This is a genomic window from Paenibacillus mesophilus, from assembly GCF_005938385.1.
GTDB classification, from domain to species: Bacteria; Bacillota; Bacilli; order Paenibacillales; family NBRC-103111; genus Paenibacillus_AB; species Paenibacillus_AB mesophilus.
Map to the genome: position 1 here is coordinate 470357 of NZ_VCRA01000001.1, position 15372 is coordinate 485728.

Genomic DNA, 15372 nt, shown 5'->3' on the forward strand with positions numbered 1-15372 from the left:
GAAAATGCCCCCTCATTTTTGAAACTTTTCCCCTTCTGCTGCGTTAATACTAATAGGGGTCATGAAAACGCTTACGAGAAAGGAGGAATCGAATTGAGCAGATCTCAAAACGAACGGGACGCCGGCGGGGAGGCGGCGGAAAACAGGCAGAGCACATTGCCGAAGCCTTTGCGCACATTCAGCTATTTCTTTTTCGGCATCGTCTTTCTGGTCGGCGTTCTAGGCTGGTTCGCAACATCAGGCCGGTAATGCATAGAAACTTCGGGGGGACCGCATTTTGAAAACGGAATCGTCATAAAAGGGCTCGACCGGAACTCGCCGGCGGGCCCTTTTGCAATGAAAAAAGCCGAGACATGCCCGGACAGGACATGCTCGACTTGCTGACGCGCTTTATCGCGGCTGAAGCCAGCGGGCCGCGTCTTTCGCAAAATACGTAATGATAATATCCGCCCCCGCACGCTTCATACCAAGCAGCGTCTCCAGCACGATCGCCCTCTCATCGAGCCAACCCTGCATCGCCGCGGCCTTCACCATCGAATATTCGGCACTCACGTTGTAAGCGACGACCGGCAGATCGAACTGCTCCTTCAGCAGCCGGAGTACGTCCAAATAAGCCAGAGCCGGCTTCACCATCAGCATGTCGGCGCCTTCGACGACGTCGCTCTCCGCTTCCCGCAGCGCTTCGCGCACGTTGGCCGGGTCCATCTGATACGTCTTGCGGTCGCCGAATTGCGGCGTGGAGTGCGCCGCGTCACGGAACGGACCGTAAAAGGCGGAGGCGTATTTCACCGAATAGGACATAATCGGCACATGCTCGAAGCCCGCCTCATCCAGCCCGCTTCGGATCGCCTGTACGAAGCCGTCCATCATGTTGGACGGAGCGATAATATCCGCGCCCGCTTCCGCTTGCGAGACGGCCGTTTTCACGAGCAGCGCAAGCGAAGCATCGTTGTCGACGTCGGCGCGCCCTGTCCGTTCGTCTTGACGGATGACGCCGCAATGGCCGTGGCTTGTAAATTGGCATAAGCACGTATCCGCTACAACCAACAGGTCAGGCTGCCATTCTTTGATTTTGCGGGTGGCGCGCTGTACGATCGAGTTGTTGCCATAAGCTTCCGACCCTACTTCATCCTTATGATCCGGTACGCCGAACAGCAGCACCGCCTGAATGCCGAGCGCGGCAATTTCGTTGATTTCCTGCTCCAGCAAGTCGAGCGACCAATGGTACACCCCGGGCATCGAGCCGATCTCCGATTTGACGCCGGTTCCTTCCGTTACGAATATCGGATATATGAAATCGTTCGCCGTCAGCTGCGTTTCCCGCACGATACTGCGCAGTGCGGCCGATGTACGCAGTCTCCGGTTGCGAGTGATAGGAAAGCTCATCGGTACATCATCCTTTCGAAATTATTTCCGTTCCGCTCCGTTCGAACGGGCAATAGCCTCGACGAGAGAAGCTACGGTCGCTTCTTCCGCCGTTGTCCGCACGTTCAGCCCGTTGGCGGCGGCGGTATCCGTCGTGACGGGACCGATCGAGAACAGCTCGAGCCGATTCAGCAGGCCGGCCGGATCCGGCTCTCCCAGCTTGCGGAGAGCTTCCAGCAGATTCGTTACCGTGGAAGAACTCGTAAAAGTGACGGCATGGATTTCCCCCGCTTGGAGCATCTGCATCGTTTCTTCGCCGCCTTCTAGCGATAGGGTATTCTCGTATACGTCGGCGTCGGTCACGTAAGCGCCGAATTGGCGCAATCCTTCGGACAACACCGGACGGGCCCGATCGCCTTTCGGAAAAAAGACGTGCTCGCCGGGGCGGACGAACTGCTTCATCAGCTCGAGCAGCGTCTCCGCTTGAAACGAGCTGTTCGGAACCAAATCGGCGACCAGCCCTCGCGCAAGGAGCGCCTCCTGGGTTTTCGGACCGACGGCGGCGATCTTCGCACGATACATGGCCCGTACGTCGATACGCAATTCAGCCATTCGCTGGAACGTATATTCGACTCCGTTCACGCTTGTGAACAAAATCCAGTTGTACTGCTCCATATTGCCGAGCGCCTCGTCCAGCGCCCGGATCGCTTCTTCCCGCTCCGGACGGGCGATGCGGATGACGGGAAACTCGACCGCCTCGCCGCCCTGCTCCTCGATAAGCCGGACGAGCTCGCTCGCCTGCTCCCGGGCCCGGGTAACGAGGATTCGTCTGCCGAACAGTGGGCGTTTCTCGAACCAAGCCAGCTTCTCGCGGAGCTTCACGACGTCCCCGACGATAATAATGGCCGGAGACTGCATTTGCGCCGCTTGGACGAGCCCGGTCAGCGTATCCAGTGTGCCTACGACCGTCCGCTGCTCCATCCAGGTCCCCATCCGGATTACCGCAGCCGGGGTTCCGGGATCGCGTCCATGTCCGATCAGCTGGCTGCAAATCGTCTCTATATTCGCGACGCCCATCAGAAAAACAATCGTGCCCGAAGCGTGCGCGAGATTGTCCCAATTAATGTTCGAGTACGTTTTGTTCGGGTATTCATGCCCGGTTACGACCGAGAACGAAGATGTAAAATCCCGATGCGTCACCGGAATGCCCGCGTAAGCGGGAACGGCGATCGCCGACGTAATGCCGGGCACGATCTCGAACCCGATGCCGTTCTCGGCAAGCAGCTCCGCTTCTTCCCCTACGCGCCCGAACACGCTCGGATCGCCGCCCTTCAGCCTCGTCACCGTCTTGCCCTGGAGCGCCAAATCGACCAGCAGGCGATTGATTTCCTCCTGCTTGATCATATGCTTGTCGGGCAGCTTGCCTACGAATATTTTCTCCGCTCCGGGCTTCATCTGCTTCAAGAGACGCGGATTGGCGAGACGATCGTAGACGACGACGTCAGCCCTCCGGATCGCTTCCAGCCCTCGGACCGTAATCAGCTCGGGATCACCCGGACCGGCCCCGACGAGAAAAACTTTCCCCTTGTTCATCGTCTACTCATCCCCCGAGCTCTGCAAGTATCCGGTCCGCTCCTTGAGCGAGCATCTTGTCCGCCAGCAGATCGCCAAGCTTCTCAGGATCGCTTCCGCGACCCCATTCCTTGATCAGGTGCTTGCCGTCGGGCGAACCGACGATAGCCGTCATTTCCAGAGCCGGCCCTTCGGACCGATCGCCCCGAACGGTCGCATAGGCGCCGATCGGAATTTGGCAGCCGCCGTTCAGGCGGCCCAGAAACTGCCGCTCCGCTCTGACGGCGAGCGCAGTATCCGCATGCTCGAACTTTCCGAGCAGTTCCAGCATAAACGTATCGTCAGCCCGGCATTCGATGCCCAGCGCGCCTTGGGCGACGCTCGGGATGCAAATGTCCGGCGGCAAATATTCGGTGATGCGGTCTTTCCAGCCCATCCGGTGCAAACCGGCAGCCGCCAAAACAATCGCCTCGAAGCCTTCCGTTTCGAGCTTACGCAGCCTGGAATCGATATTGCCGCGGATGGATTCGACCTTAAGATCCGGGCGATGGGCCAGAAGCTGGGCGGAGCGGCGCAAGCTGCTCGTACCGACGAGCGCGCCCGCAGGCAAATCCGCAAACGCAACTCCGCCTCGCGTAATGAGGCAGTCGCGCGAGTCTTCCCTTTCCGGTGTCGCCCCGATCGCTAGCCCATGCTGGCGTTCCCACGGCATGTCCTTCATGCTGTGAACCGCCATGTCGATATCGCCGTCCAGCAGCGCCTGCTCGATTTCTTTGACGAACAGTCCTTTGCCTCCGACCTTAGACAGCGTAACGTCCAATATCCGATCGCCGCGGGTAACGATTTTTTTGATCTCAAACCGGCATTCGATACCGGCGCTGTCGGCGATTTGCCTCAGCTGCTCAATCACCTGATTCGTTTGCGTCAAAGCGAGAGCGCTTTGGCGCGTACCCACCGTTATGATTCGCATCCCGTCATCGTTCCCCTCTCTCCTTATCGTGAAGCCGATCAGGCGCCGCCCTGTTTAGTTCGGCTTCCATCCGGCTCCGCAGCCCGTCCCATTCGCCCGCTCTGACCGCATCGAGCGCCGCATCGCTGAACAGCTCCGCGAGCAGACGTCTGCGCTCGCCGGGATCGCTGACTCGGCTTAATACTTGAACCCGGTACTCCGCCGCAAATTCGAGAAAAGCGTCGATGCCGTCGCCGATCGCCGCCTCGATTCTGTCGCGGATACGCGAAGACGCCATAGGGCTTGTTCCGGACGTCGATACCGCGACCAGCAAATGCCCATGGCGCCAAACGGCGGGAACGACGAACGTGCACAGCTCGGGCCGGTCCGCAACGTTAACAGGCTGCCCCCGGGAAACGGCATCCTCCCAAACCCGTCCGTTCACTTCGGAGCTGTCGGTCGAGGCGAATACAAGCGCCGCCCCGTCCCCGTCTCCGCCCGCGTACTCCCGTCGAATAACCTCAATCCGTCCTTCCGCCTCCCACCGGGCGATACGTCCGGTCACTTCGGGACTGATCACGGTCACATCGGCGCCCGCATCCAGCAATCCGCCGATTTTTCGCTCGGCGACCCGCCCACCGCCGACAACGAGACACCGCCGGCCGGTCAAATCGGTCATGATCGGATAAAACGATCGCATGCCGGTTCACATCCAAATCCAATGATGAAACCCCGAATACAGGTTGAACAGCGAGAAATTGATGACGACCACCGTAAAGGCGGCCAAGTTCCAAAACGCCAGCATATACCCGGGCTGCTTGCCCGAAACCCGCTGAAGCAAATAAAACGCATACACCGCCAAGCTGAACAAGGAGCTGAGCACCTTCGGATCGGCCAGCAGGCGCATGTCCCCTTCGAGCACTACCTTGGCCATCCCAAGCACGACGGACAAGATCAGCAGCGGGATGCCGATCAGCACGGCTCGGTATGTATAGCCTTCGATTTTGTCCAGACTCGGAAAGCGCGACATGACGGACGACCATTGCTTTCCTTTCAGCTTCCTGTGCATGAACAAGTACATCCCGGACAGCAGCGCCGCAATCAAGAAAGCGGCATAACTGCCGATAGCAAGCGTAATATGGATGAAGACGAGCTCGTCCTTCGCTTCCCACTGCTCGCTGATCGGAGTGACGGCGGGGTCGCTGAAAAAATTAAGCGCCATGATGGCGAAACCGGCCAAATTCAGCAAAAACACGAGCAAATCGAGCCGCAAAAACCAATTCATCATGATCGATACCGTTACGAGCATCCAGCAGTAAAAGAATAAGGCCTCGAACATCGTCAGGACGGGCATATATTGATGTTCGTATACGCGGTACACGATAAATACGGACTGGAGAAGCCATACAAATGCAAGCAGCCCCGTTCCCATCCGCTTTGCACTCCGGTTTTTGGTCGCCAAGTCGGAGAAAGAAAACAGCAGGCTCAGGGCATATATATATAAAATCGCATCGTAAATCCATGTTTTGACCGGCATCGGAACGTTCCTCTAGGAGCCGGCCAGCAGCTCTCCGGCTGCCAGCGCCATGAACGGCTTCCGTTCCCGCCCATCCGATCCGTCCGGAGCTTCCTTCTTCCGTTCGGCGACAACCGCCGCCTTGGCCGCCTGCTCCGCCTCTTCTTCCGCCTTCGCTTCGTCCAGCAGCTTCTCCAGCGCGAACAGATGGGTGAACATTTGTATCGCCTCTTCGCCCTTCCGTTCGCCCGCCAGTTCCTTGATGCGCATAATCGGATCGCGCATCATCTGATTGAGCATGCTTTTCGACAGCTTGCGAATAATTTTGATTTCCCGCTCGCCGAGATTCGGCAGCTTGTTCAGCATGCTAACCATCGTTTCGTCATGAATCGATACCGCTTTTTCCTGCAGCGCCCGAATCGCCGGACTGACGCCAAGCAGCTTGTACCACTGATCGAACGCTTCGATTTCCTTTTCGATCATCGTGCCGATTTTGGCCGCTTCCTTATGGCGTTCGTTCAAGTTCGTCTCCACGATCAATTCGAGATCGTCGATGTCATACAAGTAAACGTTCGATAAACTCGCGATTTCCGGGTCGATGTCGCGAGGAACGGCGATGTCGATCATGAACAGCGGCCTCGACCTGCGCCCGCGCATAGCTTGCTTCACGGCATCCCGGTTCAGCACATAGCCGGGCGCTCCCGTGGAGCTGATGACAATGTCGGCACGTGCCAGCTCTTCGTGCAAATGCTCGATCGGACGGGCCGTTCCATCCATCTTGGAAGCGAGCTCGACCGCCTTCTCGAACGTGCGGTTGACGACGACCACTTTCTCCGCTCCGCCCGCGGTCAGATGCTTGAGCGTCAGCTCGCTCATTTTGCCGGCGCCGACGATGAGCACCGTCTTGCCGCGGAAATCTCCGAAGATCCGCTTGCCGAGCTCTACGGCCGCGTAGCTGACGGAGACCGGATTCTCGCCGATCGACGTTTCCGAATGAGCCCGCTTCGCCATCGTGACCGCCTGCTTGAACAGCATGTTGAACATCGTGCCGGTCGCCTTTTCCTTCTGTGCTCTCAGGAAGGCGTCCCGGACTTGCCCAAGAATTTGCGTCTCCCCGATCACCATCGAGTCCAGCCCGCTCGTGACGCGCAGCAAATGCTCGATCGCCTGACGGTCTTCGTAAATATACAAGTAATCCTTCATCCGCTCGCGCGGAATCCCGAACCAAGTCTCCAGAAAATTGCGCACATAATGGCCGCACATATATAGCCGGTCGACGACGGCATAAATCTCCGTACGATTGCAGGTGCTCACGATGACGCATTCCAGTATGCTCTTCGTATCTTTCAACTGCTGCAGCGCAAGAGGGAGTAAATGATCGTCAAAAGCGAACTTTTCCCGGATTTCGACGGGAGCCGTTCTGTAGTTGAGTCCTACCGCAATGATGTGCATCTCGTTCACCTGCCTTCCGGCTCGTTAAAATCTTTTCCCATTATACCATAGTTCGACAATCGGAAAAGGACAAAAGTTTGAATAAATGATGACACAGCCCGGAGGCCGATTTGGCTACGAAACGTTATTTTTAGTGTTACCCGGAAATAGTTCCGTATTCAAGTCGGATGTTAACGCAGCAGCCGTTTCTTGAGCAGCTCGGCCAATTCTCCGTCCAGCTTCGCCACCTTGTCGTTCTGGGACGAGACCGGCTTGCCCGAGCTTGTCAGCAGCTTCCCGTAGCCCTCATAAATCTCCTTGAACGTCACCGCCGCTTTGGCAAGCGTCTCCTTCTCCTCCGACTTGAGCGTCCTCTCTCCGCCGATCTGCAGCCGTAAAACGAACTGAACAAGCTGCTCGATCGAGTGCAGCGGCGTCAACTCGTCCCCGCCGACAGCCAGCACGAGCCGTTCATGGGTATAGTTGGCCGAGTAGGCGGAAAGGCGCAGCGAGTCCAGTTCTTTCGTGTCCTTCGCTTTGGCCGCTTCCGACAAGGAGCTGTTCATCAGCTCGATTTGAAATTGCGCTACCTGATACAGCATCAGCGATGCTTCATAGGACTCTTTATGTTGGCTCATATAACCGTATATCCGGTAAATCGGCCAACCGATCAGCACGAACAATACGATCCATATCCCGAATTTCCTCCAACCGGCTTTTCGTCCCATACGCCGCACCATCCTTCCCGTTCCATTGTATGGGACGAACGTAAAACAAATGACCATGGTTTCCCATGGTCATTGTTCATTGTATTTAGAAAAGCCGTTCAGCCAATCTTTTTTCGTTTCATTATTTCGCCAATACCGCCTGATTCATGACAGGCGTCTCAACCGTAAGCTCGCCAAGTCCGCGAATCAGCTTCTTCGCATAAGTGCGCTCGGGTTTCAGTACCGAAACCAGGTAATCGATAGCCGCCTGAGGGTCAACCGTTTCCCCGCACGTGTAACAATCCAGGGCCGCGAATCCTTTCTCAGGATACGTGTGGATAGAGATGTGGCTCTCTGAAAGCAAAACCAACACGGTCGCTCCTTGAGGCTCGAATTGCTTCGCTTGTACGGACAATACCGTAGCACCGCAAACTTCTGCCGCTTCTACCATTTGCGCCTGCAACCATTCCGCATTGTTCAGCAGTTCAAAGTCTGCACCCCAAGTATCAACAGCAACGTGTCTTCCGAAAGTTGAATATTCCATCTTCCGGTTCCCCCTTCCTAGGAATAAAATTGTTGGATTTCATCCGCTAGGACCTACGTCATTCACTTCTCGAGGGAATAATCTCTCGCAACATTACATGTCCTGAGTGAATCCTGGTTCCTATATTGTTTTCAACGAAAATAAAAATAACATCTATTGCCCAGAAATGCAATAGTTTTTTTTGTTAAGGAACAAAAAGCGTTTTTTTCCGTTTCAGTCCCGTAGTCAAAGTATGTGCACACGCGCGGAATTGTGCTTGAAGGCAGTCGGTTGTAAGCGGTTTCCGTGCGCTTTTTTGTATGCGCCTTGTCCTGCGGTATTCCCGTCATTGCCCCGAGGGGACGCTCTGATCGGAGCCGCAGCGCAGGCAGAACCGGTAGTCCGCCTCCAGATCCGCGTCGCACTTCACGCAGCGCAATCTCCCTTCGACTTCCATGGCTCCGCTTATCGTCTCCGGTGAAGTTTCAAACTGCTTGCCGCAGTCCGGGCAAAATCGCGCATTGTAAGGCACTACTTTGCCGCAGGCGCAAGTTTTTTCCCGGTTGAGCCGCTGCAGCTCCAGCTCGAAATTGCCGATTTCCCGCTCCATCGCTTCGATTTGCGCCGACAGCCTGACGACTTCCAGAGCGGACGCCGTAAAGTCGCCGTTCTTGTAAGCGTTATAGACGGAAGCCCCGATTTGCCGCATCACGTTCCGGATTTGCTTGCGTTTGCCGGCGATTAACGCGGTAATGCGGGTTACCTCCACCGTGCGCTGCGCCTTGTCGGCCGCACGGGTTGCCCCTTCCCTAAGCAGGTCCAGCCATTTCATCGTAAGTCTCCTCCCCACCTTTACCCCACAAAGTGAAGCCTTTTCTTCGAAGCTTATTCCAATTACTTTGCGGGGACCCCGAACACCGGGAGTTTTCTTGGTTCAGACCCCCGCACGGTTTGGTGAAGTTTTCTGAATCGATAAGAAAAACGTCTATCGACGTACTTCAAGGATGAGCGACCGCGTTCTAGAGGAAGTTTTTCTTGGTTCAGAAACTCGCACTTCGCTTTAACGCTTTAGCGAAGTTAAACTTTCTGAATCGATCAAAAAAAAGAGCCTCTCGGCTCCTTGTTTTCGAAGTTGTCTCGTCTTAAGCTTCCAATTCGAACAGTTTGTGCGCAAGCCGCGCCAGCTGTTCATCCACATTCCGTTGACCGACCACGCTGTCCGAACGGTTCCGTTCGTCGAGCAGTTCGTCTATTCGGGTATACACTTTCGAAATTTGCTGCTCCACAACTTGCTTCCGGTACAGCCGTTCAAACTGTCCGACCGTGTCTTTGTATTCGTAAACGAGCTTATGCTTGCCGGATACGATCTCGGATATTTGTACGACCGAGCCGCGTTTGTACACGTACTTCATTGTAAAGGCGGGGTAAATCCGGTTCACGATAGCGTCGCCTTTGAACTTCGAAACCGCCTTGCGGATCAAATTCGCTAGCTTCGGATCGTTGACGCGGCAAGAGCCTTCGCACGCGTAACTTCCTTTGCTGCGTTCAAACGTCAAAATGACTTCTTCCCCGGAATCGTCACGCAGTACGATTTCCCGGCTGCCGTTGTCCGTCACTTTCGCTTCAAGAAATACATCTTCACCGTCAAACAACTGGATAAACTGGATCATTTCGGCTTCCGTTAAAGTCAAGCAGGTTTTGACATATTCCGTCGCTAACCGCTGAGCCATAAAAATCCCTCGATTCTCTTTTTTAAACCCCGAACCCATCTTGTTCCTAAATTTTCACCGATGGATCCAACTGTCTTACTTTAATTTATTATACTATATCCTCGTTCATTATTCCTCCATTTTTTTCGTTGAAAACAAGCAAAATTCAGAAAAATCGGCTGCCATACGCAATACGGCCGAAATGTTGTCGCGATCTCTCCGTTTCGCTCCCCAACTTCCCTTATTCGCACGTGCATATCCACTTTTTTTGTACAGCGGGTAAAAGCAGCGGCTTTCTGATTTACCCGAAAGGCCGGGACGGGACGACAAAGAAACGGACCGGATCAGTCCGCTTCTATGCCTTCCTGCAGCTGCTTACCGGTCTGCGCCGTAATCAGGCTCCACAGCTCGTCTTTGCCGAGTCCCGTCTCCGAAGAGAACAAGATCACCGAATCGGTGCCGCGGACGAGCAGCGTTTCCTTCACCTGCTTCAGATGCTTCTGCCACCGGCTGCGCGGTACTTTGTCCGCCTTCGTGGCCACTACGCATATCGGTATACCGTAATGGCCCAGCCAATCGTACATCGACACGTCGTCCCGCGTAGGAGGGTGCCGTACATCGACGAGCAGGATGACCATGCGGAGCCGGTCCCGCTTCAGCAAGTACGATTCGATGAACTTTCCCCATTCCTGCCTTTGCGCCATCGACACCTTCGCATAGCCGTAACCGGGTAAATCGACGAAATACAGCTCCTCGTTTATTTTGTAGAAGTTGAGCGTCTGCGTCTTTCCCGGCTGCGAGCTCGTGCGCGCCAAGTTTTTGCGCTGGATCATCTTGTTGATAAGCGACGATTTCCCTACGTTGGAGCGGCCGGCCAAAGCGATTTCCGGCAGTCCGTCGTCCGGATATTGATCCGGCCCTACCGCACTGATAATAAATTCCGCCTGTGTTACCTTCATCTGGCTTCCTCCCCTCCCATCAACCGATCGACACCGGACGCACTAGCGCATGCTCCAGCACTTGATCCATATGATGGACCGGAACAAATGTCAGCTCCTGGCGGACCGTTTCCGGAATTTCCTGCAAATCTTTTTCGTTGTCTTTCGGCAGCAATATTTTTTTGACGCCGGCGCGATGTGCGGCAAGCGACTTTTCCTTCAGTCCCCCGATCGGCAGCACGCGACCGCGCAGCGTAATCTCGCCGGTCATCGCTACCGATTTGGAGACGGGAATATTCGTCAGCGCGGATATAAGCGCCGTAGCCATCGTGATCCCCGCGGAAGGTCCGTCCTTCGGTATAGCGCCTTCCGGTATATGGATGTGGATGTCATTCTTCTCATGAAAATCGGATGCGATGCCGAGCTGCTCCGCCTTGGAACGCGTGTAGCTGAACGCGGCCTGTGCCGATTCCTTCATAACGTCGCCCAATTTGCCGGTCAGCGTCAATTTCCCGTTGCCGGGCATGACCGTGACTTCGATGACAAGCGTATCTCCGCCGACTTCCGTCCAAGCGAGCCCGTTGACCGCTCCGACCTGATCCTCCTGATCCGCCAAGCTGACGCGGAATTTGGCCGGCCCGAGATATTCTTTCAAATTGTCGGCCGTTATCGTAACCGTTTGTTGATCTCCCGACACGATGACTTTGGCCGATTTGCGGCAAATCGTCGCGATTTGCTGTTCGAGATTGCGCACTCCCGCCTCCCGGGTATATTCCCGGATCACTTTCATCAGCGTCGCTTCATCCGTACGCATCTGCTCCTCCGTCAGCCCGTGATCCTTGATCTGCTTCGGCAGCAAGTACCGGAGAGCGATCTGCAGCTTCTCGATTTCGGTGTAGCCTGGAATGTACAGCATCTCCATCCGGTCGAGCAGCGGTCTCGGGATATTGTGAACGGCGTTCGCGGTCGTGACGAACATGACGTTCGACAAGTCAAAGGGCAGTTCGATATAATGATCGCTAAAAGTGCCGTTTTGTTCGGGATCGAGCACTTCCAGCAGCGCCGAAGCCGGGTCTCCGCGGAAATCCATCGCCATTTTGTCGATCTCGTCGAGCAGCATGACCGGGTTGTTGCTCCCTGCGTTTTTGAGCCCTTGGATAATCCTTCCGGGCATCGCTCCGACATAAGTGCGCCGGTGACCGCGAATCTCCGCTTCATCCCGGACGCCGCCGAGCGAAATCCGGATAAATTTGCGGTTCAAGGAACGGGCGATGGAGCGCGCGATCGACGTTTTGCCGACTCCCGGAGGGCCGACGAGACACAAAATCGGTCCTTTCATTTTCTGGACAAGCCTTTGGACGGCCAAATATTCCAGCACCCGTTCTTTGGGCTTCTCCAGACCGTAATGATCGTCGTTGAGCACATCTTCCGCTTTCTTGATATCCAGGTCGTCCTCGGTCCGTTTCGACCAAGGCAGGGCGAGCAGCCAATCGACGTAGTTGCGGATGACGGCGCCTTCGGCGGACGTGGCCGGCATTTTCTCGAGACGGTCGATTTCCTTCTCGATCTTTTCCCTTACCTTATCCGGCACACCGGCTTCCTCGAGCTGGGTACGCAGCTCTTCCGCTTCGCCAGCGCGCCCTTCCTTGTCGCCGAGCTCCTTCTGGATCGCCTTCATTTGCTCGCGCAGGAAATATTCCTTCTGCGTCTTCTCCATCTGCTTTTTGACGCGCTGGTTAATTTTCCGCTCCAGCTCGAGCACTTCCCGCTCGTTGTTCAAGAAGTTCAGCAGCTTCTCCAGCCGCGCGCGAACTTCGACTGTTTCAAGTATTTCCTGCTTGTCTTTAATCTTGAGCGACAGATGGCTCGTAATGACGTCGGCCAGCCGCCCCGGTTCCTCGATGTCGGATACGGCCGATAGCGTCTCCGGTGTCACTTTCTTCGACAAGTTGATGTAATGCTCGAATTGGCTTAGAACCGTACGCATGAGCGCATCGATCTCGGAATCGGTCGTCACCTGTTCGGAGAGCTCCTTGACCGTTACTTCGTAGTACTCCGCATTCGCGATATACTCCACGATTTCGCCGCGCATTACGCCTTCCACGAGCACTCGGATCGTTCCGTTCGGCAGCTTGAGCATTTGCTTCACTTTGGTGATGGTGCCGACTTGGTAAATATCGTCCTTTTGCGGTTCCTCAATATTAATCTCCGACTGCGAGCAGAGGAGAATCATTTCATCGTCTACCATCGCCTGTTCCAGTGCCTTGACCGACTTCTCCCGGCCAACGTCCAGATGCAGCACCATGCTAGGGTAAACAAGCAGTCCCCGCAATGGAAGAAGCGGCAAGCGGCGTATTTTCGGCTTATTCGGACCCATGCTCCTGCACCTCCTGAAAACTTAACTTCGTCGTTAGCATCATATGTCGCTCTCTCTAAGAAAGGTCCCCAACCTATAGTGGACTGTCTTGTCATTTTCCATTCGCTGCTACAGATAATAGCCGCTTTGGAGGGATTCCCCAACATTTTATCAAAAGTGCGGTTAAAACACCAATTTGCCGCATCCCGTTAGGCGTTTTAGGCGAACCGGGGTGCGGCAAAAGGTTTGAAGCGGCCGTTAAGCTGCCTGTTGCTTGCAAAGACGAGCCCTAAGTTTTAATAAGAGCTGTTTTTCGCTCTTATTTATTGGAAAAGCAAGAATTCCTACAAATTAGAAGACGTTTGAGACTGTTATTTGCCTGGAATGGTCACCGTTTCTGGCTGTATGCTCAAAATAAGAGTTCCAAACATCTCTTATTCCACGCGAACCGCTCATGTATGGACAGATAAAAGTCTCTAAAGACTGTTATTTCTGTTCAGGCGCAGCTTAGCTCGGCTCCCGAGCCTGCAAGTAAGGAAGCGGGGATGCGACCAGCACATCGGCGCTGCCCGCCACGTTGAAAGTGAGCTCCCCGCTTCCGACGCCGAGCGCATGATGAAGCACTTCTTCCACCGTTTCGACGGGAATAACCTGCAGACCGTTCAAGCCCGCAAAAATTTCCTGCCAGTTTTCCTTCGGAATAATGACTCGCGTAGCTCCGGCCTGAAAAGCGGCCTCCACTTTGGCCACGACGCCGCCTACCGGTTTCACCTTGCCGTGAATGCTCACTTCCCCGGTCATCGCGACCGTATTGTCGACCGGAATTTGCCGGATGGCGGAAGCGATCGCCGTTGCCATCGATACCCCGGCGGAAGGCCCGTCGATCGGAATGCCTCCGGGGAAATTGATATGCAGATCGTAATCGTATGGATTCAAGCCGAGCCTGCGCAGTACGGTCAGCACGTTCTCGATGGAACCGCGCGCCATGCTTTTGCGCCGAAGCGTCTTGGTGCCGCCGCCCATTTCCTCCTCGTCGACGACACCGGTAATCGTGAACGTACCCGTATGCGGAACCGATGCCGGGATGCACGTCACTTCAATTTCCAGCAGCGTCCCCATATTCGGTCCGTACACGGCAAGCCCGTTGACGAAACCGATCTGCGGCTTGGCCGGCACTTTTTTCTCCGGTCGAGGCGTCAGCTGGCTGCTGTTAACGACCCACTCGACGTCCGATGCGGTCAGCTCGCTCCGCTGCTCGGTCATCGCCATCCCGGCGGCCAGCTGGATGATGTTGACGGCTTCCCGTCCGTTCGTCGCATATTTCTGCACGACCTCGATGGCGGAGGGCGTTTCCTTCAATCCGATCTTCATGACCGCGTTGCGGGCGATCTGGGCGATTTCGTCGGGCAGCAGCGGACGGAAAAAAATTTCCATGCAGCGCGACCGGATAGCCGGCGGGATTTCTTGCGCCGAACGCGTCGTAGCCCCGACGAGCCTGAAGTCCGCAGGCAAACCGTTCTGGAAAATATCGTGAATGTAATTCGGAATATTCGTGTCCTCCGAATTGTAATAGGCGCTTTCCAGAAATACTTTGCGGTCTTCGAGCACTTTTAATAACTTATTCATTTGAATCGGGTGCAATTCCCCGATCTCGTCAATAAACAGCATGCCTCCGTGGGCTTTCGTCACGGCGCCCGCTTTCGGCTGCGGTATGCCCGCTACACCCATGGCTCCGGCGCCTTGATAGATCGGATCGTGCACCGATCCGATCAACGGATCCGCGATGCCGCGCTCGTCGAAGCGTGCAGTCGTCGCATCCATCTCGACGAATTTGGCGTCAAACCGAAAAGGGGATGCCGAATTTTTTTTCGCTTCTTCGAGGACGACTCTCGCTGCCGCCGTTTTCCCGACTCCGGGAGGGCCGTAAATGATCACGTGCTGCGGATTCGGACCGCAGAGAGCCGCCTTGAGCGCCCTCAGCCCTTCCTTCTGGCCGATAATGTCGCCCATTGTGGTCGGGCGCGTCTTCTCGGCGAGCGGCTTCGTCAGCGAGATCGAGCGAAGCTTCCGCAGCTTATCCATCTCTTTGCGCGATTCGCGGTCCACTGCCGTCCGGTTCGTCTGCTGGTTGCGCAGCAAGTTCCAGAAATATAACCCGATCACGATGGCGAAGAACACCTGGATGATCATGAGGATGATGCTTAAACTCATTGGAAATCCCTCCTGACTGCTTTACTATCACATACATGGTAGTATTACCCTGCGTCGGAGACGTTAATCGGCGAATGAGAAGAAAATGTTTGAGA

At 55.4% G+C, this 15372-nt stretch carries 14 protein-coding genes; 1 reads left to right on the plus strand and 13 read right to left on the minus strand.

The features are described from left to right. The first annotated feature begins 93 nt into the window (after window positions 1-93). Complete coding sequence (locus tag FE783_RS37365) at window positions 94-249, plus strand: hypothetical protein (RefSeq protein WP_158301575.1); 156 nt, start codon at window positions 94-96, stop codon at window positions 247-249. Between the two features lie 141 nt (window positions 250-390). Here FE783_RS37365 and hemB read toward each other — a convergent pair whose 3' ends face one another. From hemB to lonB, 13 genes are all read right to left on the minus strand, one after another. Beyond that, window positions 391-1386 (minus strand): porphobilinogen synthase, encoded by a 996-nt coding sequence (hemB, locus tag FE783_RS01745; RefSeq protein WP_138877578.1) that lies wholly within the window; start codon window positions 1384-1386, stop codon window positions 391-393. Between the two features lie 21 nt (window positions 1387-1407). Then, the gene (gene cobA, locus FE783_RS01750) at window positions 1408-2958 is read right to left on the minus strand and encodes a uroporphyrinogen-III C-methyltransferase (RefSeq protein ID WP_138877579.1); all 1551 of its coding nucleotides are present in this window, start codon (window positions 2956-2958) and stop codon (window positions 1408-1410) included. A 7-nt stretch (window positions 2959-2965) separates the two neighbouring features. Then, window positions 2966-3907: a hydroxymethylbilane synthase gene (gene hemC, locus FE783_RS01755; RefSeq protein ID WP_138877580.1), complete on the minus strand. Its 942-nt coding sequence runs from the start codon at window positions 3905-3907 to the stop codon at window positions 2966-2968. A 4-nt stretch (window positions 3908-3911) separates the two neighbouring features. After that, on the minus strand, window positions 3912-4586 hold the full coding sequence (locus FE783_RS01760; protein WP_138877581.1) for a precorrin-2 dehydrogenase/sirohydrochlorin ferrochelatase family protein: 675 nt from the start codon (window positions 4584-4586) through the stop codon (window positions 3912-3914). 6 nt (window positions 4587-4592) lie between these two features. Further along, on the minus strand, window positions 4593-5423 hold the full coding sequence (locus FE783_RS01765) for a cytochrome C assembly family protein (RefSeq protein WP_138877582.1): 831 nt from the start codon (window positions 5421-5423) through the stop codon (window positions 4593-4595). Window positions 5424-5435: 12 nt separating this feature from the next. Next, the gene (gene hemA / locus FE783_RS01770) at window positions 5436-6854 is read right to left on the minus strand and encodes a glutamyl-tRNA reductase (protein WP_138877583.1); all 1419 of its coding nucleotides are present in this window, start codon (window positions 6852-6854) and stop codon (window positions 5436-5438) included. 170 nt (window positions 6855-7024) lie between these two features. Beyond that, on the minus strand, window positions 7025-7561 hold the full coding sequence (locus tag FE783_RS01775) for a hypothetical protein (protein ID WP_138877584.1): 537 nt from the start codon (window positions 7559-7561) through the stop codon (window positions 7025-7027). A gap of 121 nt (window positions 7562-7682) precedes the next feature. After that, the gene (speD, locus tag FE783_RS01780) at window positions 7683-8084 is read right to left on the minus strand and encodes an adenosylmethionine decarboxylase (RefSeq protein ID WP_138877585.1); all 402 of its coding nucleotides are present in this window, start codon (window positions 8082-8084) and stop codon (window positions 7683-7685) included. A 325-nt stretch (window positions 8085-8409) separates the two neighbouring features. Next, window positions 8410-8895, minus strand: a complete 486-nt coding sequence (locus FE783_RS01785) for a zinc ribbon domain-containing protein (RefSeq protein ID WP_138877586.1) — start codon at window positions 8893-8895, stop codon at window positions 8410-8412. Window positions 8896-9205: 310 nt separating this feature from the next. Further along, window positions 9206-9793 (minus strand): non-ribosomal peptide synthetase module, encoded by a 588-nt coding sequence (locus FE783_RS01790; RefSeq protein ID WP_202916109.1) that lies wholly within the window; start codon window positions 9791-9793, stop codon window positions 9206-9208. A gap of 323 nt (window positions 9794-10116) precedes the next feature. After that, window positions 10117-10731 carry a ribosome biogenesis GTP-binding protein YihA/YsxC gene (gene yihA, locus FE783_RS01795; protein WP_138877587.1) on the minus strand — a complete coding sequence of 205 codons (615 nt, stop codon included), beginning with the start codon at window positions 10729-10731 and terminating at the stop codon, window positions 10117-10119. Between the two features lie 19 nt (window positions 10732-10750). Then, window positions 10751-13087 carry an endopeptidase La gene (gene lon, locus FE783_RS01800; protein ID WP_138877588.1) on the minus strand — a complete coding sequence of 779 codons (2337 nt, stop codon included), beginning with the start codon at window positions 13085-13087 and terminating at the stop codon, window positions 10751-10753. 486 nt (window positions 13088-13573) lie between these two features. Next, window positions 13574-15277, minus strand: a complete 1704-nt coding sequence (gene lonB, locus FE783_RS01805) for an ATP-dependent protease LonB (RefSeq protein WP_138877589.1) — start codon at window positions 15275-15277, stop codon at window positions 13574-13576. Window positions 15278-15372 lie beyond the last annotated feature (95 nt).